The organism is Candidatus Gastranaerophilales bacterium (assembly GCA_028696075.1).
In the GTDB taxonomy this organism is placed as follows: domain Bacteria; phylum Cyanobacteriota; class Vampirovibrionia; order Gastranaerophilales; family JAILCC01; genus JAQVHS01.
Genome location: JAQVHS010000014.1, coordinates 19,452 through 42,884 on the forward strand (window position 1 = coordinate 19,452; position 23,433 = coordinate 42,884).

Here is a 23,433-nt window from a genome sequence, read left to right on the forward strand (position 1 = left end):
ATCACTGCGGAATTTAATCAAACTTCCGCAGTGATTTATGGAAAAACAAAGGAAAGTTAAAGGTATAAGGCAATGACAAATATAAATTTAGACCATTTCAAATTACAAATGGGGTTATATTTCCAGCAGTATCAAAATAACAACTTCAACTCTAATTTGAACTTCATAGCTTACACCCAAAGTCGTTCAAACGGAATGAATTCAACAGATTTGTTCCAAATGATGGAAAATTTCCTCGAAGGCGGTATAAACGGCGACGGCGAAAAAGCTAACCTTTTATCTTCAGACAGATATTACAGCCAAGGTAATCAGGTTTTCATGGAATGCGAAGACGGTACCGTAATATACTTTAACGCAGAAACAGGTCAGGTTTTGGCTGGTAATGAAGCAACTCAGGCTTTGCTTAATTTAAAAAATGTTCAAGCAGGCAGCTATGATGACATTAATTTTAACACTGATAATGTTACTTTTACCAACTATACTTTTGCGGGTTTAAAAGATGGCGAAAACAAAACCACATCCAATAATGTTGTGACTCAAGAGCTTGATTTAAGAAACGGTAAAACGAAGAGCATCAATGCGGCTTGGGGCAGCTATCTGCATGACCATGGTAACAATGTTTCGCTAAAAGATTTCTTCGGCGAAGAAACTTATAAAAATGATGGTTCTTTTAGCGGTTCTCACGTCCAATACCTTGATGATAATACAGCGATTATCTATCAGGAGTACGGCGCAAGGAGCGATGAATTCTCCGATCAACGTCCGATTAATAATGCCGTTTATAAAGTTGTAAATGAAAACGGAAAACTCGTTATCCAGCCATTAGATGATGACACTATTACATCTCTTATAAGAAGCGGAGATATTACCGCGCCTACAGGGGTAACAGCTTGTCCTCCCGGGGCTATGAGAGTTTGGAACGTTGGAGAAAACGGCAAAATCAACTTTAATTTTATAGCTCAAATGAATAAAACAGATGAACAATCTGAAAGCACTGTTTATCAAACTTTCAGCACGGACCAAATTGATGCGTTATCAAGCGAAGAAAAAGCAGCGGCTCAAAAATATTTATTGCAGGATACCTTTGCAAATGGTGCCGTTAAAAGATATAAAAGTGATTTTGTAATAGAAAATGGCAGAAAAACTAACAAGCCCGTATTTATTATAGCTCAAGGTAATGACGGTTCATTCAGGTTATTCCAATATGATGAAGATGAAAAAACTTATAAATCAGTGGTAGATACAGATGAAGGAAAATCTAACATAGATACTCTATATGTATTGGCTGCGAACTATGCAAACACAGGTGCAAATGTATCACAACGAGAATATAGCTATGACACTTATACCCAAAACAAAACATGGGATGTTTTTACCGAACAGTATGCATTGCAAAACGGCAGTTTTACAAACTTAGGCATTGATCCGAGTACTGATAAAAGAAATATTCAAATTAAAGATACTCAGGATGCTGATCAATTTAATTTAAAGCTTATGCTGACCAGTGATAAATACATGATTAAAACTGAAGAAAAAAGAGAAAATGAATCAATCACTTCAAAACAATTTATTTCCACAAGTGAGTTCAATTCACTTTCAGCAAAAGATCAAGCTTACATAAAATCAAATTTTAAGGAATCTAAAAATCCGGATGATTCAGTAGCAGGATACACAACCGATTGGTTAAATGCTAATAAAACACCAAAATTTTTGATAATAGGCGGTGCTTTATTTACACGCTTAAGCAATGGCAGATATGGCGCAGTGAGCGGCGGAACAAGTACAACTTATGTTCTTAACAGCGGCGGAACTAATATCAACTACAATGAAGAACAAAAAGATGTTTTTGATTCAACTATTACTACAAAATACTATGACTCAACTACCGGCAATATTGTTGATTCAAAGACAGAAGTTGATTATACCGAAGACAAACTGGTTACTACCCATCAAACAAAAGCTCTTGGTGTAAGCGTTTATGTACCTCCTCCACCGCCACCGCCTCCAAGCAGAGACCCTCTTATACTTGATGCAAATAAAGACGGTAAAGTCAGCGCTAAAAATGATATGGGTATTGATATTGACGGCGATGGTATAGCAGACGGCGCTGCAATAGACGGAGACGGAATGCTCTCTATGGGTGATATCGACGGCGACGGAGTTATCACAGGCAAAGAAGTATTCGGCGACCATACAATCAATCCCTATACAGGTGAAAAATTAAACGCAGCCAACGGTTTTGAAGCTTTAAGAATGATAGCTTTAGAAGCAGAAGTTCGCTCAGGATTAAAAATCCTTGTAAACGGTGAAGTTGATTTACAGCTATTAAAAAGAGCGCTTGAATTAACAACCAACGCTTCTCTGGGCTTAATAAGCGGAGATAACAACAGCTTCCTTGAAGCCTTAGGCGATATTAAATCTATCAATGTTCAGGATTATGAAACTGTTGAAAGCACCGGCGGTATGATTGAACACTTGCAGCAAGGTTCTTACAAAGATATCAACGACAATGTATACAAAGTTGATGATGTCTGGTTTGCAAACGACGTTGAATATCTCAAAAAACTTTACGAATATGCTTAAGAAAGATGCCCCTACAGAGGGGCATTTTTTTGTATAAAAAAGAGGTAAACTATTATTGAAACGAGGATTAGTTTTTGAAAAGAATTCTTTCTTACTGTGCTATACTATTTTTGATTTGCATTAATTGCAGATCCTATGCAGCAGACAGTTTATCTGTCTACAGACGGGAGAATCCAATGCAGGAAAAATTCTTAAATACTTCAGATAACATAAAAATAGCTGTTAATTGTTACTATTCGGGACATAAAGAGGTTGTTATCATTGCCCATGGATGGTTTATGACAAAAGATTCGGGGGCTTTTCGTGATTTATCGGAGAATTTTGCACAGTATTTTGATGTTATAACGCTTGATTTTAGGGGGCATGGCAACAGCAGCGGCACCTATACATTTAGCGCAAAAGAAACAAAAGATTTAGATACAGTGGTACATTATGCCAAACAGCATTATGAAAAAATATATTTAATAGGTTTTTCTTTGGGAGCAGCTACTGCCCTGATTTATTCGGCGAATAACAACGATGTAAACAGTATGATAGTTGTTTCACCGCCGTCGAATTTTGAAAAAATAGAAAACCACATGTGGAAAAAAGCTGCCTGGCTGCCTACTTTGAAAAAATTTGAACTCAAACGTTGTTTCTCCGTGCGTCCGAATTTAAAAATTTATAAAAAGGTCGCCCCGATTGATATTGTTAACGATATTACAATACCTACAATGTTTGTCGCGGGAGAACACGACCCTACAGTTTATGTATGGCACACAAAAAAATTATATGAAAAAGCAGACTGCCTCAAAAAATTGCAAATTTTTGAGGACGGAACCCATGCCGAAGATTTGTATCTTGAACACAAAGCCTATTTTGTGGATATGTGCGTAGATTGGATTAAGCAAAATTAAGATTCTACAAGCTTATCCAATTTTTTATGCTGCTCCAGTGTATACAAATCATCACAACCGCCGATAAATTCTTCATTTATAAAAATTTGAGGAACGGTTTCATATCCTGTTGTTTTAGATAACGCTGACATTGCAGTGTCATAATTATCATTTATATTAATTTCTTCATAAGGAATATTTTTATAATCCAAAAGCTTCTTGGCTTTAATGCAATAAGGGCATGTACTTGTTGTATAAATTTTAACTTTTTTCATAATAACCTCCAAAAAAAACGGTAAGATAATTATAATCTTACCAGTTTTTCAGAATTTTTAAAGTAGCTGTTATACTACCTTTTTAACTTTGTTAGCTTTAATGCATGAAGTACAAACTTTAACTTTCTTCACTTGACCGTCTATAACAGCTTTAACAGGCTGCAGGTTAGGTACCTGACGGTGAACGTTAGCTTTGTGTGAGAAAGATATTTTATGAGCTTTGTTTGCAACTTTGCCGCAAATTGCACATTCTCTTGACATGATGAACCTCGTTTCTGTTTGAGATTTTTGCATAAGGCTGATTTTTATAAAAAATTAAACTTATGCGTTAATCTTTAATTTATAAGAATATAATAAGTAAAACCAAATTTATTTTCAAGCCCCCTCTAATTGTCAAGGTACTTCAAGACATTATGGGCGGTAGCGAAACTGCTTCACTACCAAACAAGTTGGGTTAAAACCCAACCTGCATAAGCTCAGCTTCCCAGCTGCCTAACTTCCCGGCTTCCCTGTTGAAGTTTCTTTGCTTTTTCTATATGATTATAATTGTAATCTGATTAGGATAAAAAAATGATAGAGATAAAAGACGTAGAACATGTTGCAAAACTGGCTCGTTTAGCATTAAGTGAAGAAGAAAAGCAAAAATTTGCAAAACAGCTTAACTCTATTTTGGAGTACATGAACGAACTTAATGAAGTCGACACGTCAGGCATAGCGCCTATGGAACATTCTATTAAAATTACCAACGTAATGAGAGAAGACACCGTAGTGGTTGATTTTTCCAGGGAAGAACTTTTGAAAAATGCCCCCGAAGAAGAAGACGGATTTTTCAGAGTACCTAAAATTAATTAACAGGAGTAACTAAAATTATGGGAAATTATAAAATAGCTGTACTACCCGGCGATGGTATCGGTCCTGAGGTTATAGAACAGGGAATTAAATCGCTCAAAGCCATAGAAAACAAATTCGGTCATAAGTTTGAATTCAACGAAGCCTTAATAGGCGGCGTGGCAATAGAACAAACAGGCACTCCGTTGCCTGATGAAACAATACAGCTTGCACAATGCGCTGATGCGGTTTATCTTGGCGCTGTAGGCGATTGGAAGTATGACAACCTTGATCCCTCAATCAGACCCGAAAAGGCGCTTTTAGGCATAAGAAAAGCTTTAAAATTATACGCAAATCTTCGTCCTGCCTTTGTTTACGAAGAATTGGCACAATGCTCCACATTAAAAAAAGAAATCGTAAGCGGCGTTGATATTATGATTATAAGAGAACTTGTAGGTGATGTTTACTTCGGCGAGCCTAAAGGTATTGAAGTTAGAAACGGCGAAAAAATCGGTTTCAACAACATGATTTATACAGAATCAGAAGTTGAGCGTATTGCTAAAATGGCTTTTGAAGTTGCGATGAAGCGCAGCAAAAAACTTTGCTCTGTTGATAAAGCTAATGTGCTTGATGTTTCAAGATTATGGCGAGAAGTTGTAATAAGAGTAAGCAAAGATTATCCCGAAGTCGAACTTTCACATATGTACGTTGATAATGCGGCAATGCAGCTTATCCGCAATCCAAAACAGTTTGATGTTATCGTAACAGGTAATTTGTTCGGTGATATCCTGTCTGATGAAGCTTCTATGCTTTCGGGTTCTTTGGGAATGCTCCCGAGTGCAAGTCTGTCTGAAACGGGCGTTGCAATGTATGAACCCATTCACGGCAGCGCACCTGACTTTAAAGGTCAAAACCGTTTAAACCCTATAGCAACCGTCTTATCTGCTGCAATGATGCTTAAATACAGCTTTACGCTTAACAAAGAAGCTGCTGCTATTGAAACTGCAGTGAAAAAAGTGCTTCAAGAAGGTTATAGGACAGAAGATATTATGAGCGAAGGCAAAAAACTCGTCGGCACCTCTGAAATGGGTGATATGATAGCTTCTTATATTTAGGTTGAGAAGCAGCCATTGCCGGGATGAGGGCAGCAAAGACGCAAGTTAGTCATCTATAACGGCTCTATCCCTGAATAAAGTGAAAGTATATCTGTCTTGACCTATTGTATTAGGTTTTTTATCCCCGTTCATATCAACTAAAATCCTGCCGCAGGCAGTTTCTACACAGCCGGGGTTATCATAATTAAACATAATAACTTCACCATTTTGAATTTTTAACCCATAAGTATTTTCAAAATCAGCAACCGCTATTTTTAAACAATTAGCTTCTGTATTGCCAAATCCTTGGCATTTTGATTTGTAAGATATGGTTGAAGACAAAAATTCCCTTAAAATTTGGCTATCGTTTGTTAAAGGTAAACCTGTATCTTTATCGTTCATCTTAATATTGCTATAACTTTTAGCTCTGTTCTTCAGCAACGCATACTGAGAAGCATCGGCTATGTCTTTATTTGCCTTACCTTTATAACCCGCAAAAATTTTATCGTCATCTTTAATATTCATAGCAAGAGGCAGCGTTAACACCAAAATAACCCCAAGTATCATCATAACCAACATTAATTCAGTCATGTTAAATGCTTTTAGTCTTTGCATAATATTTCTCCTTAAGTTATTCGGATTTTAATTCACTGATGTATTTGTAAATATCGTCAACGGTATTGAGTTCGGTTAGCGCAACTAAAATACAGTTTTTAAACTGCGCAAATTCATCGCCCAAATAAATCCCGCCAAATATATTTTTTGTTTCAAGCATTGCCAAAAATTCTTTGGCATTAATATAATCAGGGAGTTTAAAGGTAAATTCATTCAAAAACGCCTCGTTAAGAACTTCTACCCCTTCAATTTGAGATAATTTTTTAGCTAAAAGATGTGCCTTTTCTATGGCATTTTGAGAAATTTCCCTTAACCCTTTAGCTCCTACAACAGAAAGGTAAATCGTAGCAGAAAGACACATCAGGGCTTGATTAGAGCAAATATTACTGGTTGCTTTATCACGTCTTATATGCTGTTCTCTTGCCTGCTGGGTAAGGGTGTAGGCTCTTTTTTCATCTTTATCTTTTGTCATACCGACAATTCTACCCGGCAATTGACGCATATATTCGGTCTTTACAGCCATAAATCCTGCCGACGGTCCGCCAAGGTTCATAGGAATCCCGAGCGTTTGAATATCACCCACCGCTATATCCGCCCCCAGTTCAGACGGAGGGGTCAAAATACTAAGCATGGAAGGGTCAGCGCACACAATGAAAAGAATGTTCTTTTCTTTTGCTATTTCGTTTATTTTTTGCATATCTTCTACAGAGCCGAAATAATTCGGGTATTGCACCAATATGCAGGCATAATCATCATCCAGACAACCCAGGCAATCCGTATTAACTTTAGTTGAATTCAGCGGAATGAAATCAGCCTCAATATCGCCCGCTGCAGCATAAGTCTTTATAACAGCGGCATATTGCGGATTTATTGAGTCCGCGACAAGTACCTTGGTTCTTTTTTTAATCCTGCATGCCATTAATAGCGCCTCAGCGCAGGCTGCAGCGCCGTCATATACTCCCGCATTAGATACATCCATCCCCGTAAGATTACAAATCATTGTTTGAAATTCATATATCGATTGCAGTGTACCTTGCGAAATTTCAGGCTGATACGGGGTGTACGCTGTTTGAAATTCACTTCGACCTGTGATAGTTGATACACATGAGGGAACAAATTTGTTATAAATTCCTCCACCCATGAAATACACAAAATCGCTTGAAGAAGCATTTTTCTTCGCTAAGCTTTGGAGTTTCTGCTTTGCTTCAATTTCACCTATCGGTTTAGGCAGGTCAAGGCTTTCCCTCAATCTTATGCCTGAATGAACATCGGCAAATAAATCATCAATTGAGCTGCAATTGATTTCATCAAGCATTTGTCTGCGAATTTCGTCATTATGTACTAAAAACCCCGCCATAATCAATGAACTTCTGTTTTATAATCGTCATACTCAAGCAGTGTGTCAAGTTCTGATACATCAGTAAGCTCAACCTTTAATAACCAGCCGTCAGCATAAGGGTCCTTGTTTAAAAGTTCAGGCTGCGCGACAAGCCCGTCATTTACTTCAAGAACTTTAAACCCTACAGGTGCATATAGTTCTGATGCTGCTTTTACCGATTCAATAGTACCGAAGACCTCCTCTGCCGCAAATTCAGTGCCGGCTTCGGGCAATTCAACGAACACAACGTCCCCGAGCTGTTCTACAGCAAAATCAGTTATGGTTATAAAATAAGTACCGTCTTGTTGGTATACACATTCATGGGTTTTTGTACATAAAAGTCCTTCAGGAATTTCAAAACTCATTAATTTTTTCTCCTTTATTTCACTATCTTGTTAACTTTTTGTATAAACGGGCGTTTTGTAATATGCGCCTTAAAGAATTTATCTCGTATTTTAATTGATATTTCATCATCTATTTTAAGCAAATCGTCAATATATGCAAGTCCTATATTTACCCCTAACGTCGGTGATACCCCTCCGCTTGTTACCACGCCTATTTGACGCTCGTTATTATAAACTTCATAACCGTGTCTTGCAATAGCTTTATCCAGCATTACAAAACCCACCAGCCGTTTTGCGGGTTTGTTTTCAAGGTGTTGTTTAATAACATGTTTGCCGTTGTAGTTATGAGTTTTAGATTTTGAAACAGACCAGGCAAGCCCTGCCTCTATAGGGGTAACACTTTCATCCATATCATTGCCGTAGAGCAATAATGCGGCTTCCAGCCTTAAAGTATCTCTTGCCCCCAAGCCTATCGGTTTTATGTTATATTTGCCGCCTGCTTCCAGGATTTTGTCCCAAAGCTGCGGTGCAAAATCATTTTTCACCATGATTTCAAAGCCGTCTTCTCCCGTATAACCCGTTCTTGAGATAAAAAGGTCATGTCCGAAAAGGTTTTTTTCAATAAATGAAAAATATTCGGGATGTTCTTCTTCAGGCAAACCCAACTCCGTCACTATTTCCGCGGCTTTTGGTCCTTGAAGAGCAAGCAGGGAAAAGTTTTCTGATTGGTTATCTACGGTTACTTTAAATTTTTCTCTTTGAACATTTTGTTCAATCCAGGCTAAATCTTCTTTAATTCTTGAAGCATTAACAACAAGAAGGAAAATTTCATCTGCCAGCCTGTAAATGATTAAATCATCGATAATCCCGCCGTTTTCATTGGTTAATTGCGCATATACAGCTCTGTTTGCCGATAACTTTTCTACATCCTGAGGGACAAGAAGCTGCAGTAAATCAAGCGCATCTTCGCCCGATACAAATATTTCACCCATATGAGATACATCGAAAATTCCGGCATTTTCACGTACGCATTTGTGTTCGTCCAGAATGCCGCTGTATTGTACAGGCATGTAGTAAGAGGCAAATTCTACCATTCTTGCGCCTAAATCCAGATGTTTTTGATAAAGCGGTGTATGTTTTGGGGTTGTCATATCTACTTTCATAATCCCTCCTCATTAAGATTGTGATATTATCATTATACTTTGTCAAGATGATTAAGTTCATTTTAAATCCAACCTATTGGTAGATTTTTTAAAATATGCTAAAAAATTTATATGTTCGAAGGAGGTGTAGTTTAGAAAAACGGTAGGAAAAATAATAACAAAGGAATTAGTGCAAAAAATATACCCGTAAAAAATAAAACTGAATAAATTTTATCAAAAGTTTTGTTTTCAAAACTTTTTAAATAAGTCTTCTTGATTAATTTATAAAATAAAAATTCCGTTATAAAAATTAATAACAAAAATAATTCAAAAAGTGCTGTAAAATTATATATTTTAAAAAAATAATTAAAAAGCTCATATTGAGTATATGCTTCAGAATGATAATTGGCAGCATCGTAGTTATAAGCTTGTGGAAATAAGAAAAGGACTACTACTAGGCACAATATAAAAAATAAGTGCCCTAATAAAGATAATAAATTTAGTGAAATATACTTTTTAAAATTTATCATTTACTCATAATACTATAAAATGGAGAAAATATGGACAATAATAAAAATTTTTTTAATCAATTAAACCCATCAAAAATATATGGAAATGAAATATATGAAAAAACAAAAAAATATCAAAAACAATATGGTTTTAAAATAGGAAAAGGAAAACAAGATACTTGGAACAATGAATCAGATGCATTTAAACATACTTTTATGCAGGCTGACTTGGCTTTAAAGACAACGGCTGGAATAAGTAAATTTTTGGGAGATTGGCATGAAAGCAAGGGAAGAAAAACGGGACAAAATCCTAAGGAAGAAAATATGGATAAATGGAATAATGCTATTGGACGTGAAATTGCTCAAGAAATAGAAAATGAAATAGATTCAATAACAATAAAATACTTAATATTGAATAATAAAATGGATGACATTGTTGCCCAAAAAGTTGTTAATAGAATGAAAAAAGGCGACTTAATCACAGATCCATTTAATGATAAAAGACTTTTTGAGAATAGTTACTATAATGGTCATATATACACAATAGAAGAGATTGAAAAAATGACCTCACAAGAATTCAAATTACATAAACAAGAAATTATGAAACAAATAAAGGACAAAGGTATGCCAATGAAGGATAAATCTAATGCCAATGGCTCTAAGTCTAATGATACTTCCAACAATTCAGGTAGTGATGATGGGCATTGGGTAACTATAAATGGCAATCATGTCCTTATAGATAACTAAAATTGGGTGATCAATCTTAACCCACAACCAGTTCCTTTCATATTTAGAGAGATTAAGTCTTTGCGAAAAAATGCGTAGCATTTTTGTGGCAATTTATAAAATACTGGATTGCTTTGCTACGCTCGCAAAGACAGTTTTTAGCAACTTAATTTATAAATGAGCCGAAAGGCTCATCATGAGGCTTTGCCTCCTACTGACAGTATAGTTAAACTTTCCAGCCTCTTAGCTTCCAAACTTCCTTACACAAAAAGAGGGGCTAAACACCCCTCTTTTTTATTATTAAACAATTATTATTTGCTTAATTGTGCTTGCACTTCATCAGCAAAATTTTCTTGTCTTTTTTCCAAGCCTTCACCAAGTACAAATCTTGCAAAGCTCAAAAGTTTAATTTTACCTTCGATTAATTGTCCTACAGTTACGTCAGGATTTTTAACAAAAGGTTGTTCAAGCAAACATTTTTGAGCCATAAGTTTATTAACTCTGCCTTCAACGATTTTTGCTCTGATTTCTTCAGGTTTTTTCGCCAAGTCTTCCTTACCCATTTCAATTCTTTTTTCTTCTTCAATAACTGATGAAGGGATTTCTTCTCTTGAGATGAACTCGGGAGCACTACTTGCTATATGAAGACAAACATCTTTTGCTAAATCATTGTCAGTTTTGTCTGTATTTAAAAGAACGCCGATTTTGCCGTTGTGAACGTATGTTGCAACGTTGCCTTCGTATCTTTCAAATCTTCTTACGGTAATTTTTTCTCCGATTTTAGCAATTTTTTCTTTTATTAAATCTTCCACTGTTCCGTTTTCTGTTTTGATGGCATAAAGTTCTTCTACTGTAGCAGGATTATTTAACGCTACGAATTTTGCAACGTCTTTAACAAGAGCCTTGAAGTCATCGTTTTTGGCTACGAAGTCTGTTTCGCAGTTAACTTCAACCACAGCACCTACGCTACCGTCGATATATGAATCAACCAAGCCTTCCGCTGCTATTCTGCTCATTTTTTTATCTGCAGATGCAATACCCTTTTGACGAAGATATTCGGCTGATTTTTCTACATCGCCGTTATTTTCGATTAAGGCTTTTTTAGCGTCCATAATGCCTGCACCTGTTTTTTCTCTAAGTTCTTTAACTAATGATGCTGTTATTTCCATTTTATTTATCCTTTTTTATTATTAAACTTCTTGTGTTTCTGTTACTTCTTCAACTGTAGTTTCTGTTGCCTCAACAATCACTACGGTTTCAGATTCTGTTTCAACTACAGTTTCCTGTATTTCTTCCGTGGTTTCAACTATTTTTTTAACTTCTTTTTTAGTTTTCTTTTCAGGTTTTTCCAAGATAGCATCTACGCCCATTGCTTCTTTGATTTGTTTGCCTTCCAATACGGCATCTGCCATTTTTGAGGCAATTAATCTGATTGCTCTGATTGCATCATCATTTGCAGGGATAACATAATCAATTCCGTCAGGGTCTGAATTTGTATCAACTACGCATACTACCGGGATGTTGATTTTATTAGCTTCTTTAATAGCTATGAGTTCTTTCTTTTGGTCGATAACGAAAAGCAAGTCGGGCATACCTCTCATCTCTTTTACACCGCCTAAAGTTGCCTGCAGTTTTTCCAGTTGTTTGTTTAGCGCAGCAGCTTCTTTTTTAGGCAATTTTTCAAAGTAACCTTGTTCTTTTAAATCTTCTAACTCTCTTAGTTTGTTGATTCTTGTTCTGATAGTTTCGAAGTTTGTTAGAGTGCCGCCTAACCATCTTCTGTTAATGAAAAAAGCGCCTGCTCTCAGTGCTTCTTCTTTTATAACATCTACCGCTTGTTTTTTTGTTCCTACAAATACTACATTTTTACCTTTTGAAGCATAGGTTTTAACGATTTCATAAGCTTTATCAAGCATACCTGTTGTTTTTTCAAGGTTAATAATGTAAATACCGTTTCTTTCCCCATAGATATATTTTTTCATCTTGGGGTTCCATCTTTGGGTTTGGTGTCCGAAGTGGGCACCTGCTTCAAGTAATTCTACCATTGTTGCTGTTGGCATGATTTGTCCTTTCAAATAATTATTACACGTTCTGTTGTTATAAGATGAAACGAAACAGTTAACCTTTGGGAACTTTGGGGCTTAATAAGGTACCAATATCTTGATAAAAGTCCGCTTTTTTGATGAAAAGTTCAACCTTCTTAAAAAGCCTAACCCTCTTAAAAAGCCTGACCTCCTAAAAAGCCCAACCTTCTTAAAAAGTCCGACCCCCTAATAAAACACCAACATCTTAACAAAACACCGGTGTCCTAATAAAAAAGCCTGACCCCTAAAAAGCCTAACCCTCTTAAAAAGTCCGACCCCCTTTAAAAAGCCTGACCCCCTAAAAAAGACCAACCCCTCAAAAAGGTCAACCCCTAAGGCAGCTGTTGCTTCTAACCGTTCGCCACATGCCAGAATAACATCAGACAATAATAAAATAGCATAAACATAAAAAATATGTTGAATTTTCTTTATCTTTGATATAATCATATAGGTGTATCCTAACCTAGAAGTCTGCTATGTCTAATAAAAATGACAATCTTCACGAACTGGCGCAACAATTTAAAATTGCTCAAGGGCTTCCTACGCACGAACATATAAGGATTTTGCAAAAACTTGAAAAAGTCAAAAGAGAAAAACTTATCCTTATTTTAAATTATTTTATGACTTTGGAAACAAATCCTGAGGTACTCAGCTATATTATCAAACTGGCATCAAGGTTCAGAAATGATTTAACCATGGATATTCTGATAGATTTGTTTTTGAGCAAAAATATATCCAAAAACGATGAAAAGTATATTCAACTCAAAATCACTATTGCCAATGCTTTAGGCAATTCTAAAAATAACGACGCGGTGCTGCCGCTTTTGTACGTACTAAACAGCAAAGATGAACATTATAAAGTAAGGTTAGCGTGTGCCGAAGCTTTAGGCAAAATAGGAAGTTCTTATGCTGTTACACCGCTTATAAACCTGGTATCGGATGACGAAGAAAAATCGATGTACTTAAGAGAATCCGCCGCCAAAGCGCTGGGAATGCTGGGTGATATGCGGGCGGTAGACCCGCTTGTAAATATTTTGGAGAACAAAAACGGGTTGTTTGATAAATTTACATTTTTAAAAGAACGTATCATAGAAACATTAGGCAGGCTGGGCAGCAATGGTGATGAGCGGTCATTAAAAGCGCTCAAAAACGCGCTTGAGGATGATGCCTCATATATAAGGTGCGGAGCGGTCGAGGCATTGGTTGAGATTGATGATGACAGGGTTATTCCTCTCATTGAAAATATGCTGGAAGACAAAGACGAAGAAGTGGCAAGAACAGCTATTTTTGCTCTGTATGAACTTTTAGGTTGTTCTTATATCAAGTCTTTGCTCACTTCAACCCACCTGCAGGAATGCTGCAAAGATGAAATTCAAAACATCATAAAAGAAGAAGAGGCAGAATTATTAGACAGCGCAGGTGAGAATGAATAAGTTTATAATACTTTTATCAGGCGGGCTGGATAGTGCTGTAAGCTTAGCGCAGGTACGAAATGACAATCCGGGCGCGGATATTTTGTGTTTGTTTTTTGACTACGGACAAAAATCAGCGGAGTTCGAAAAACTTTCATCTGAAAGACTGGCAGATTATTTTGGTGCAAAATTCCAATGCATAGAACTTGATTGGCTGAAAAAAATAACAAACAATGCGTTGACTGCGGCGGATAGTGAATTGCCGTTATTAAAAAATGAAGAGCTGGATGATTTTGAAGCCGCACGAAAAAGCGCAAAAGCCGTTTGGGTTCCGAACAGAAACGGGCTTTTTGTAAACATTGCAGGCTGCTATTGTGATGCATTCGGTTACGGCGCCGTTGTACTCGGTGCGAATAAAGAAGAAGCCGTAACTTTCAGCGATAATTCAAAGGATTTTATAACAGCAATGACTAAAGGTTTGGAGTTATCAACGTTATGTAAACCAAAGGTCGTTGCGCCTTTAATCGATTTAGAAAAATATCAGATAATACAAAAAGCAAAGGAATTAAAATTCCCGTTTGAACTTATCAGGAGTTGTTATAGCACCAATCCTCTACACTGCGGAAAATGCGAATCCTGTCTGCGTTTAAAAAGGGGACTTGAAAGAGAAAATTTATTTGATATTGTTAACTTACTGTTCAACTAAGGAGTAATAGTATGAAAAGCCGTTTTTTAGATAAAGAAATAGAATACACGGGCCGCCAACTAGTTCCGTCATGGATTTATAAAAATTATTGGATTAAAGGCGATGCTATGGTTTCTTTTACAGGTCCTTGTGATGTAAAAATAGACGAAATGGTAGATATTGAGGACTATCTTAATAACTGCCCGATTTATAGCGACAGAATGCTGCACTTCATAATAGAGCATTTTAACATGTCGCTTGTTGAAGGAGTGGTGAGGCAGCGTCTGTTTATGTGTATTTTACGGGATGTGATTTTATCCTATTTGCCTAAAGATAATAAAATCACAAGAAACGGTGATGATTTATTTTATAACGGCGGCAAGTTAAGCGTTTCTATATGCACCAAGTCTATTACTTCCGTTTTAATGCATATAGGTGTAAATGTAGTATCAGGCAATGCCCCTGTTAAAATTGCCAGCCTTATATCTGATATGCAATTGGAAAATATCAAACAAATAGCCGAAGATGTTATGAACAAGTATATCTTGGAATGTGAACAAATAATCGATGCTTCTTGCAAGGTAAGAGGAGTTTATTAGAGTGGAAAAACCCAAAAACAAAAAAAAACCAAGTCCGGAAGAAAAAAGAAAGTTAACAAACATGTTTTTGATTACTTTTGCCTTGTTAATGGTACTTTTTACCGCTATAGGGGCTTTGGTTTTGGATTCGTTTGTACAGGTGCCTCAATTTGAAGATGACACCCAAACAACCGGTGAAGAAGAAAAAGGAACGGTCGACGACAGACTTCGCTTTATTGCAATGCAGGATAATGACAAAATCAACAATATTCCATCAAATATAGAAGATGTTGACCCTGCTATGGAAGTATCCTTCTTTTATACCCCCGAAGAAGTAAAAAATTCAAAGTTCACGGAATATAACGAAAAATTTAAGAAAAAAGATGCTCAAGAAGAAGAAACTACAAGCATTGAAGGGGAACCAACAGAAGAAATACCTTTCAAGAAAGAGCCTGTTTCAAAATCTCCCCTCAACATAAAAGTAGTTATAGGCAGTTATAATTCCAAACAGGAAGCACAAACCGCGCTGGAACAAATAAAAAATCAATTCAGCGAACCTCCGTTCATAAAAATGTACAATGACAAATTTACCTTGCAGGTAGCGTCTTTTAAAACTCCCGACACTGCGAACGAATTTGCCAAATCACTCAGAAATCAAGGTTACTACGTAAGAATTATCGGTGACTAATTTAATGAATATTATAAAGACTTCCACATTGCAAAAAATTATTAAAGACCTTTGCATAACAGCTAACACTGCTCTTGGCAAGGAAGTTTACAACGCTCTTTTGGCGCTTTATAAAAACGAAACAAATAAAAATGCAAAAAACACACTCCTGCAAATTCTTCAAAACGCAAAAATCGCAAAAGACACCAACCGTCCGCTTTGTCAGGATACGGGGATTGTGAGCGTATTTTTGCATATAGGAAAGAATATTATTTTTGAAGATGATTTGGAAAAAGTTATTAATGAAGCAGTTGCAGCAGCTTATACGGAAAACTTTTACCGAAAATCCATCGTATCGGATGCGGTTTTTGACAGAATAAATACAAAAACCAACACCCCTATTGTTATTTACACTATCCACGATTATTCTGACGAGCTTAAAATCTCTGTTATGGTAAAAGGCGCAGGCAGCGAAAATATGAATGCGCTGTGTATGCTTTCACCTGCCAAAGGTAAAGACGGGATAGTAGAATTTGTTGCGGACACAATCCAAAAAGCAGGCTCTCAGCCTTGTCCGCCAATCAGGCTCGGTATAGGAATTGGTGGGACATCCGAAAAAGCTATGATTTTATCAAAACTTGCTTTGCTTGAGCCGTTGCAATCAAAGGCAAAAGAACCTTTCAAAAGCTTAGAGCGGGAAATTTTAAGCAAGGTAAATGCTTCAAACATCGGTGCAATGGGGCTGGGCGGCAACAGCACCTGTTTTGGGGTTAATATTCTAAGCGTTCCTTGCCATATGGCGTCTTTGCCGGTTGCAATAAGCGTTAACTGCCATAGTGCAAGGCATGCGGCAGCTGTAATCAAAGACGATTCGGTGAGTTATTTGCATGAAGATTTTGAAGCTGAAAACCTCCCTGATTTAAGCGCTAAGGATTTTGTAAGCGTTAATCTGCAAGACACAGAAGCTGTTAAAAATTTAAAAGCAGGGCAGAATGTACTGCTTAGCGGAACTGTCTATACAGCAAGAGATGCGGCGCATAAAAAAATTCTTGAAATGATGGATAAGGGCGAAGAATTACCGTTCGAGCTTAAAAATGCCGTGATTTTTTATGCGGGTCCTGCGCCTTGCGCACCCGGTGAAATCACGGGTCCGATTGGACCTACGACTTCATCAAGAATGGATAAATACGCTCCTGTGTTTTACGGCAAAGGGGTTTTGGCTACAATAGGCAAAGGCGGGCGCAGCGAAGAAGCTGCCGCAGCTATAAAAGCCAATGGCGGAGTGTATTTTACGGTAACGGGCGGAGCTGCCTGCCTGCTGCAAAAATGTATTACAAAATCAGAGGTCATAGCATTTGAAGACCTCGGCGCAGAGGCAGTTTTTAAGTTGGAGTTGAAGGATTTTCCCGCTTTAACAGATTTGAAATAACTATGCAAATATTCGGTGATAAAATTTTTAAAAATAAATCGGAAACAATTGAAGCTTTTAATAACGAAGAGTTTGCGGAAGCTTTTAAAAAAATAGAAAAATACCGCCAAACACATTTCTTGCTGGGATATATAAGATATGAAGCCAAAGAAATTTTTCTGAAAAAACAATTGCAAAGCAAAGCGCCTCTGCTCTATTTTGAAGTTTTTGAAAAGTATGAAAACTTTATCCCGAAACAAGCGGAAAATATTTATATAAACCCCAAGCCTGTTATGGGTTTTAGCGAATATAAAGAAAAAATTGAAAAAATAAAATACGAAATTCAGGAAGGCAATACTTACGAGGTTAATTTTACCCACGATTTTCCGGTAAAGTATCAGGGCGATGATTTTGAACTGTTCAACCATCTTCTGTACAGGCAAAAAACCCCCTACTGCGCTTTTTTAAAGAATAAATACGATACAGTTTTGTGTTTTTCGCCTGAGCTGTTTTTTGAACTGGATAATAAAAACCACATAATAACAAAACCCATGAAAGGTACGGTTAAAAGAGGTTTAAGCGAAAAAGAGGACTTGGCGTTGAAAACATTTTTGCAGAATGATGAGAAAAATCGCGCCGAAAATACAATGATTGTAGACCTTTTAAGAAATGACCTCGGCAAAATAGCTGTGGCAGGAAGCGTTAAAGCAACGAAACTATTTGCGGTTGAAACTTATCCGACTTTGCACCAAATGATTTCGCAGGTAGAAGCCGATTTAAAAGATGACACCTCTCTGTTGGAAATATTCGAGGCTATTTTTCCCTGCGGGTCTATTACAGGTGCGCCAAAAATCAGCACAATGAATATTATTGACAGGCTTGAAATCGGTCAACGAGATATTTACTGCGGAGCTATAGGACTGATTTCTCCTCAGGGAGCTTTATTTAATGTTCCTATAAGAATTTTGCAAAAAAGCACAGGCGAAAATATTTTCAGGTATCGCTCTGGCGGTGCTGTTGTTTGGGACTCTACCGCAAAAGACGAATGGGAGGAAACTATCACAAAAGCTAAGTTTTTAACCCCCGATTTTGAAATTCTTGAAACAATCCGCATACAAAACAAAACGGCTCTTTTTGAAAAAGAACATTTGCAAAGAATGGAAGCAGCGGCAAAATATTATAGCGTGCCTTTTGATAGAAATCGGATAAAATTGAACCTTGAAAACGACTGTATGGCAAGGATTTTGCTAAGCCAAAAAGGATATGTCAAAATAGAATACAAAAAAATTACAGACAACAGTATCGACAAAATAAAAATTTCTGACAAAACTGTCAATTCTCAAGATGAGTTTTTGTACTTCAAAACAACGTTCAGACCGTATTACAGCGTTAATTATTCACAAATTTACGATGAAATTTACTTTAACGAAAAACGCGAACTTACAGAAGGTTCAAGAACAAATATTTTTCTTGAAATTAACGGTATTTTATACACCCCGCCCCTGGATTGCGGACTTTTAAACGGGATTTACCGCCAAAAACTCCTCAACGAAAACAAATGTGCAGAAAAAATATTGTACAGAGAAGACTTGCTAAAAGCAGATAAAATTTACTGTGCAAATTCCGTGAGAGGATTAAAGGAGGTTAAACTTATATGATTTTAATCGACAATTATGATTCCTTTACATACAATATTGTACAATATCTTTTGGAGCTTGGCTGCGAGCCTAAGGTGTTTAAAAATGACGAGATAACAGCCAACGAACTAAAAAAAATCGGGTTTAAAAGCATTATAATTTCTCCCGGACCGGGAAATCCTGACACCGCAGGAATTAGTTTAAAAGTTGCGGAAGAATTTTATAAAACAAAAAAAATCCTCGGTGTTTGCCTGGGGCATCAGTGTATCGCACAATTTTTCGGAGCAAAAATTACAAAAGCACACCCGCCTGTGCATGGTAAAACTTCAGAGATTTTTTTCAAAGAAAACAAACTTTTTAAAGGACTTCAAAACGGTTTTCAGGCAACAAGATACCATTCTCTTGCGGTTGAAAACATCCCCGACGTCTTGGAAAACATTGCCCAAACCAAAGACGGGGTCAATATGGCAATCAAGCATAAAGAATATCCTGTTTACGGGGTGCAGTTTCATCCCGAATCAATCCTGACCCAAGACGGGAAATTGATTTTGCAAAACTTCCTTGAAATGTAATGGTTTACGTGGTGAAGAGGTCATTTTGCCGTCATTGCGAAAATGCGCAAGCATTTGAAGCAATCCATAGGAAAGAAGCTGGGAAGCTGGGAGTCTGGGATTGAGTTTAAGAGGTGAAGAGGTTATTTTGCCGTCATTGCGAAAATGCGCAAGCATTTGAAGCAATCCATAGGAAAGAAGTTGAGAAGCTGAGATTGAGTTTAAGAGGTGAAGAGGTTATTTTGCCGTCATTGCGAAAATGCGCAAGCATTTGAAGCAATCCATAGGAAAGAAGTTGAGAAGCTGAGATTGAGTTTAAGAGGTAAAGAAATGAAGCGAATTATTTATTAATAGAAAAATAAACTTCTTTAAGCCGTTTTTTGCTTACATGGGTGTAAAGCTGTGTTGTGGCAACATCACTATGCCCCAACAGCTCCTGTACCACTCTTAAATCAGCGCCGTTTTCAAGCATATGTGTTGCAAAACTATGCCTCAAAGTATGAGGTGTAATATGCTTTTGCAAAATCCTTTGACCTGCATCGATTATCAAATTATAAATATCCTGACGGGTTATTTTTTTGCCTTTTTCCGAGATAAAAATAAACGAAGTTTCTTTATTTGTTTTAGCCAGTATTTCCGCCCGATGTTCAAGATAGGCTGTCAAAACCGTTTTGGCGACTTTTCCCATAGGAACCAGCCGTTCTTTTGAGCCTTTGCCAAAACATTTGATGTAGCTGTGTTTCAGGTTAATACTATCAAGTCTTAAACTCGTGATTTCGCTTACTCTTAAACCTGTAGCGTATAATACTTCAAAAATAGTTTTCTCAAGAATATTCAAAGGTGATTCCAAAAGCAAATCCACTTCCGCAACGGATATAACCTTAGGCAAACGCTTGCTTAATTTGGGATGTTCAAGCGAAACCGTAGGGTCATGTTTGATTATGTTCTGACCCATCATCCACTTAAACCAGCTTCTTAAAGAAGCTATTTTTCTTGTTATTGAAGCGGGAGCAAGCTCTTTTTTCCTCAATTCCCTTATATACAAATTAATATCAGTACGTTTAATTTCATCAAACGAAGCAATTTGATTAGAGTCTAAAAAATCAATAAACTCAACAAGGTCACGGCGATAAGCTTCTTCTGTATTAGAAGCAAGTCCCCGTTCCAAATAAAGATAATCTATGTAATTTGAAAGGTTTTCTAAAAACATAAGCTTATATTAGCAATTTTGTGGGGATTTAACAATCGGTTTACAAGTTGAAAAGCATATATTTTATACAAGATTATATTTAATGCAATTAAAAAAGATGAATTAATTAATTTATGGGATATAGAATCAAAAATCAAATGTAAAAAACAAATCAAAGCAGGCTTGACGCTATAGAATAGGATGCTATTCACCTTCGATAAGGACGGCGAACTATGAATTTTTAAAAAAATTCATTTTAGATTTAATTTTTCATATTATTCTTCTAACTAACTGTTCGGGCAATTAATTAAACAATGAAAAATGTTTAAATTATTGATAACAATTTCAAGAACATATTAGGAGTGGATTATGAGTAATTTGAGAACAAGTGTTTTTAAAGGCATTTTCAGCGTTTGCCTTCTGAGTGTAAGTTTAGCCTTTTCGCCGATAAGTCCTGCATTAGCTTTTAGCGGCGATGAGATTGTTAATATTTCTATCTACGAAAAAATAAACCCTTGCATTGTAGCGGTTGACGGGGCTATTACAGAAGAAGAGTTTTCAAGCGGAACAGGCTGTATCATCAACCCCGAAGGTTATATCCTAACAAGCAGACATGTTATTGACGGCGTTAATGAAATAAAAGTAACTTTAAGCGACGGTTCTGTTTTGGATGCTAAAATTATAAAAAGTGTAGGCGAAGGCAATGATTTGGCGATTTTAAAAATCAACGCTAAAAAACCCCTGACCCCTATTACATTCGGTTCTTCAAGCAAAGTTAAAGTAGGGCAAAAAGTCTTGGCGCTGGGCAACCCGTTTGGGTTCAATAATACGTTAACTACAGGTATCGTAAGCAGAGTTGACGCTGCCAGAAATAAAATTCAGACAGATGCAGCTATTAACCCCGGCAGCTCCGGCGGTCCTTTGCTTAATACCGAAGGCGAGGTTATAGGTATCAATCAGTCAATCTATAACCCTGATAATAACAAATCTAATATTGGAATAGGCTTCGCTGTACCCGTAGATACTGCCGTTAAATTCATTGAAAGCAACCGAAAGTACCTAACGGCACGCTAAAGCCAGTTTTTGTTGGGGCATGCTGAACTTTGTTTGTAAGTTTGAAAGCGCTAAAGAATCCAGATATTTCTTAGTTTCCATAGAATCTACAATAATTTCAAAACTTGAATTAATGCTGCTGATAAAAATTGTAGTCGATGCTAAAATTCCTATCCTCAAAGCAACAAACATGTTAAACCCTCTTAAATCCAAAGAAATATTTGAATTTTCGGTTTCTTGCGCTAATTGCTCTATTTCGTAAACGGTTTTTTCTGCGTTAAAGTTCCCTCTTGGCTCGATGAATAATCTGCCATCCTTGACATAAACATTCTTCACTACAAATTCCTTTTTGATAATGTTGAGTATGAGTCCGTTCTTACTAGACTTATCCATAAGTCTACGCATTATTAATCGGCATTTTTTGGCAAAACTTTACAGGTTTTTTTAAAATCTCATTTGTTTGCAGTAGAAAAATAATTTAGCGATTTGGATAAATTTCAATATTTCAAAAAAGAGGCTGCTTATAAAAACAGCCTCTTCCTATAATAATGTAATAATTTATTATTCAACGTACAGGGGCGCTAATTTTGCTTCTTGTTGAGGAATTTTGCCTTCTTCAATAGGTGAATAAATTCTGTAATCTATTTCACTGAAACAATTATCTACCGCTTCGATTTGTACTAATTTATCATTGTCTATATGACCTGATTCTATCATATCAGCGATAGTTTCAAATCTTTCAACGTGTTCTTTGAATCTATCTCTTGCATAGTCTCTGGCTTGCCATGTGGTAACAAGGAACGGCCAATCGCTGCTTTGGATAAGCAGATTTTCTCTTGCAAGCTGATTTAACGCTCTTAGAAGAAGCTTGTCTTCAGGTTGTGTTTCGTATTTTGCAACAATTTCTATGATGCGTTTTTCGCAAGCATGGATAATGGGCCACATCCATTCAACCTGTTGATTCTGCCATACCCAGAAATGTCCGCCTTGCCCCCAAGAACTTTCAGGGATAGCAATAGCTTTTTTCGGCGGATGTTTATCCAGATATTCACTTGCAGTATATCTTTCGACAGTATCAGCTTGATAAGTTGCAAGTTTTTTTACTACCTGTTTAATAAATTCAATTCCTTCAAACCACCAGTGTCCGAACAGTTCGGTATCGAATGAAACCATTACCAAACCGTCTTCACCCGTAGAATTTTTGTAATCATTTAGCAAATGATACAACAGCGTAGTGTAGTGGTCAGAATTTTCATTGATTTTTGACATTGCAAGCACAGGATCATAAAGCATTTTATCGCCTAAGTCCGTAGTCGGGCTTGTAACTCTCCAGTAATGCATGCCGGAATTCGCATCTTTTTTATGAAATTCACGGAAACATCCATCCCCCGGATATCCATCTGCCGCCGACCAAACTTGGTAGCCTGCTCTGTCATTTCTGCCCATCACTGCTACCTGAGCATCAGGTAACCAATAGGCTTCGTAAGTAGAACAACCAGTTGCCGCACGTGCTGGAAGGGGAATATATTCGATGTTTCCGTAAACCCCTATAACTCTTCTGTTCCCAACTGACACTCCACCTTCGATTACATGTGATTCTGTAAAGAAATATTCTATATCATTATTTTGAAGGGTAACTTCAATAGCGCTGCGCCATTGCTCATTACCGTTTTTATCAATATATTTGTAAGCCGGACGATACGCACACTCAGGAAGCCAAGCTCCTCTTGCTTTTTTACCAAATAATCTTTTGGTCGTATCAGAACCAACTTTAAATTGTGCATTTAAGTTTGTGTCAGT

Annotated in this window: 25 protein-coding genes; 13 read left to right on the forward strand and 12 right to left on the reverse strand. The window is 36.8% G+C overall.

What is annotated here, in order from left to right:
* Nucleotides 1-72: 72 nt before the first annotated feature.
* Together PHX18_08360 and PHX18_08365 are read left to right on the forward strand one after the other, a co-directional pair.
* Nucleotides 73-2,583 (forward strand): hypothetical protein, encoded by a 2,511-nt coding sequence (locus PHX18_08360; GenBank protein ID MDD3594624.1) that lies wholly within the window; start codon nucleotides 73-75, stop codon nucleotides 2,581-2,583.
* A 176-nt stretch (nucleotides 2,584-2,759) separates the two neighbouring features.
* Nucleotides 2,760-3,479 (forward strand): alpha/beta hydrolase, encoded by a 720-nt coding sequence (locus tag PHX18_08365; protein MDD3594625.1) that lies wholly within the window; start codon nucleotides 2,760-2,762, stop codon nucleotides 3,477-3,479.
* Here PHX18_08365 and grxC read toward each other — a convergent pair.
* Both grxC and rpmB read right to left on the reverse strand, forming a co-directional pair.
* The gene (grxC, locus tag PHX18_08370; GenBank protein MDD3594626.1) at nucleotides 3,476-3,733 is read right to left on the reverse strand and encodes a glutaredoxin 3; all 258 of its coding nucleotides are present in this window, start codon (nucleotides 3,731-3,733) and stop codon (nucleotides 3,476-3,478) included. The two genes, PHX18_08365 and grxC, sit on opposite strands and share 4 nt — an antisense overlap.
* A 69-nt stretch (nucleotides 3,734-3,802) precedes the next feature.
* On the reverse strand, nucleotides 3,803-4,027 hold the full coding sequence (rpmB, locus tag PHX18_08375; protein ID MDD3594627.1) for a 50S ribosomal protein L28: 225 nt from the start codon (nucleotides 4,025-4,027) through the stop codon (nucleotides 3,803-3,805).
* A 276-nt stretch (nucleotides 4,028-4,303) separates the two neighbouring features.
* On the opposite strand from rpmB, the gene gatC reads away from it, so the two are divergent.
* On the forward strand, nucleotides 4,304-4,585 hold the full coding sequence (gene gatC, locus PHX18_08380; protein ID MDD3594628.1) for an Asp-tRNA(Asn)/Glu-tRNA(Gln) amidotransferase subunit GatC: 282 nt from the start codon (nucleotides 4,304-4,306) through the stop codon (nucleotides 4,583-4,585).
* A gap of 17 nt (nucleotides 4,586-4,602) precedes the next feature.
* Nucleotides 4,603-5,676: a 3-isopropylmalate dehydrogenase gene (leuB, locus tag PHX18_08385; GenBank protein ID MDD3594629.1), complete on the forward strand. Its 1,074-nt coding sequence runs from the start codon at nucleotides 4,603-4,605 to the stop codon at nucleotides 5,674-5,676.
* A 45-nt stretch (nucleotides 5,677-5,721) separates the two neighbouring features.
* Here leuB and PHX18_08390 read toward each other — a convergent pair whose 3' ends face one another.
* The 5 genes from PHX18_08390 to PHX18_08410 all read right to left on the reverse strand — a co-directional run bounded on the left by PHX18_08390 (nucleotide 5,722) and on the right by PHX18_08410 (nucleotide 9,664).
* Nucleotides 5,722-6,270 (reverse strand): type II secretion system protein, encoded by a 549-nt coding sequence (locus tag PHX18_08390; GenBank protein MDD3594630.1) that lies wholly within the window; start codon nucleotides 6,268-6,270, stop codon nucleotides 5,722-5,724.
* Nucleotides 6,271-6,286: 16 nt separating this feature from the next.
* A complete protein-coding gene (gcvPA, locus tag PHX18_08395; protein ID MDD3594631.1) occupies nucleotides 6,287-7,627 on the reverse strand; it encodes an aminomethyl-transferring glycine dehydrogenase subunit GcvPA in 1,341 nt (446 codons plus the stop codon).
* Between the two features lie 2 nt (nucleotides 7,628-7,629).
* A complete protein-coding gene (gene gcvH, locus PHX18_08400; GenBank protein ID MDD3594632.1) occupies nucleotides 7,630-8,013 on the reverse strand; it encodes a glycine cleavage system protein GcvH in 384 nt (127 codons plus the stop codon).
* 14 nt (nucleotides 8,014-8,027) lie between these two features.
* Nucleotides 8,028-9,155, reverse strand: coding sequence for a glycine cleavage system aminomethyltransferase GcvT (gene gcvT, locus PHX18_08405; protein MDD3594633.1), 1,128 nt, complete (start codon nucleotides 9,153-9,155; stop codon nucleotides 8,028-8,030).
* 131 nt (nucleotides 9,156-9,286) lie between these two features.
* Nucleotides 9,287-9,664 carry a hypothetical protein gene (locus PHX18_08410; GenBank protein MDD3594634.1) on the reverse strand — a complete coding sequence of 126 codons (378 nt, stop codon included), beginning with the start codon at nucleotides 9,662-9,664 and terminating at the stop codon, nucleotides 9,287-9,289.
* Nucleotides 9,665-9,694: 30 nt separating this feature from the next.
* Here PHX18_08410 and PHX18_08415 point away from each other — a divergent pair, with 30 nt between their 5' ends.
* Nucleotides 9,695-10,390, forward strand: a complete 696-nt coding sequence (locus PHX18_08415; protein ID MDD3594635.1) for a hypothetical protein — start codon at nucleotides 9,695-9,697, stop codon at nucleotides 10,388-10,390.
* A gap of 290 nt (nucleotides 10,391-10,680) precedes the next feature.
* Here PHX18_08415 and tsf read toward each other — a convergent pair whose 3' ends face one another.
* Together tsf and rpsB are read right to left on the reverse strand one after the other, a co-directional pair.
* Nucleotides 10,681-11,538, reverse strand: coding sequence for a translation elongation factor Ts (gene tsf, locus PHX18_08420; protein MDD3594636.1), 858 nt, complete (start codon nucleotides 11,536-11,538; stop codon nucleotides 10,681-10,683).
* A 21-nt stretch (nucleotides 11,539-11,559) separates the two neighbouring features.
* Complete coding sequence (rpsB, locus tag PHX18_08425) at nucleotides 11,560-12,429, reverse strand: 30S ribosomal protein S2 (protein ID MDD3594637.1); 870 nt, start codon at nucleotides 12,427-12,429, stop codon at nucleotides 11,560-11,562.
* A 500-nt stretch (nucleotides 12,430-12,929) separates the two neighbouring features.
* Between rpsB and PHX18_08430 the strand changes: the two genes are divergently transcribed.
* From PHX18_08430 to PHX18_08460, 7 genes are read left to right on the forward strand one after another with little or no spacing between them, the layout of a single operon-like run.
* Nucleotides 12,930-13,886 (forward strand): HEAT repeat domain-containing protein, encoded by a 957-nt coding sequence (locus tag PHX18_08430; GenBank protein MDD3594638.1) that lies wholly within the window; start codon nucleotides 12,930-12,932, stop codon nucleotides 13,884-13,886.
* The gene (gene queC / locus PHX18_08435; GenBank protein MDD3594639.1) at nucleotides 13,879-14,571 is read left to right on the forward strand and encodes a 7-cyano-7-deazaguanine synthase QueC; all 693 of its coding nucleotides are present in this window, start codon (nucleotides 13,879-13,881) and stop codon (nucleotides 14,569-14,571) included. Before PHX18_08430 ends, queC begins: the two co-directional genes overlap by 8 nt.
* An 11-nt stretch (nucleotides 14,572-14,582) precedes the next feature.
* Nucleotides 14,583-15,149, forward strand: a complete 567-nt coding sequence (locus tag PHX18_08440; protein ID MDD3594640.1) for a DUF366 family protein — start codon at nucleotides 14,583-14,585, stop codon at nucleotides 15,147-15,149.
* 1 nt (nucleotide 15,150) lies between these two features.
* Entirely contained in the window at nucleotides 15,151-15,816 is a 666-nt protein-coding gene (locus PHX18_08445; protein ID MDD3594641.1) for an SPOR domain-containing protein, read from the forward strand.
* Nucleotides 15,817-15,820: 4 nt separating this feature from the next.
* On the forward strand, nucleotides 15,821-17,224 hold the full coding sequence (locus tag PHX18_08450) for a fumarate hydratase (protein MDD3594642.1): 1,404 nt from the start codon (nucleotides 15,821-15,823) through the stop codon (nucleotides 17,222-17,224).
* Between the two features lie 2 nt (nucleotides 17,225-17,226).
* Nucleotides 17,227-18,861, forward strand: a complete 1,635-nt coding sequence (gene pabB / locus PHX18_08455) for an aminodeoxychorismate synthase component I (protein ID MDD3594643.1) — start codon at nucleotides 17,227-17,229, stop codon at nucleotides 18,859-18,861.
* Complete coding sequence (locus PHX18_08460) at nucleotides 18,858-19,412, forward strand: aminodeoxychorismate/anthranilate synthase component II (GenBank protein ID MDD3594644.1); 555 nt, start codon at nucleotides 18,858-18,860, stop codon at nucleotides 19,410-19,412. Before pabB ends, PHX18_08460 begins: the two co-directional genes overlap by 4 nt.
* Before the next feature lie 319 nt (nucleotides 19,413-19,731).
* Here the strand turns inward: PHX18_08460 and PHX18_08465 are convergent, their stop codons facing one another.
* On the reverse strand, nucleotides 19,732-20,601 hold the full coding sequence (locus tag PHX18_08465; protein MDD3594645.1) for a tyrosine recombinase XerD: 870 nt from the start codon (nucleotides 20,599-20,601) through the stop codon (nucleotides 19,732-19,734).
* A 348-nt stretch (nucleotides 20,602-20,949) separates the two neighbouring features.
* Here PHX18_08465 and PHX18_08470 point away from each other — a divergent pair, with 348 nt between their 5' ends.
* Nucleotides 20,950-21,654, forward strand: coding sequence for a trypsin-like peptidase domain-containing protein (locus PHX18_08470; GenBank protein ID MDD3594646.1), 705 nt, complete (start codon nucleotides 20,950-20,952; stop codon nucleotides 21,652-21,654).
* On the opposite strand, the gene PHX18_08475 is transcribed toward PHX18_08470, so the two are convergent.
* Nucleotides 21,640-21,969 carry a hypothetical protein gene (locus PHX18_08475; GenBank protein ID MDD3594647.1) on the reverse strand — a complete coding sequence of 110 codons (330 nt, stop codon included), beginning with the start codon at nucleotides 21,967-21,969 and terminating at the stop codon, nucleotides 21,640-21,642. The genes PHX18_08470 and PHX18_08475 overlap by 15 nt on opposite strands.
* Nucleotides 21,970-22,194: 225 nt before the next feature.
* A partial coding sequence (locus PHX18_08480; GenBank protein ID MDD3594648.1) for a DUF1957 domain-containing protein occupies nucleotides 22,195-23,433 on the reverse strand: 1,239 nt, incomplete at its 5' end.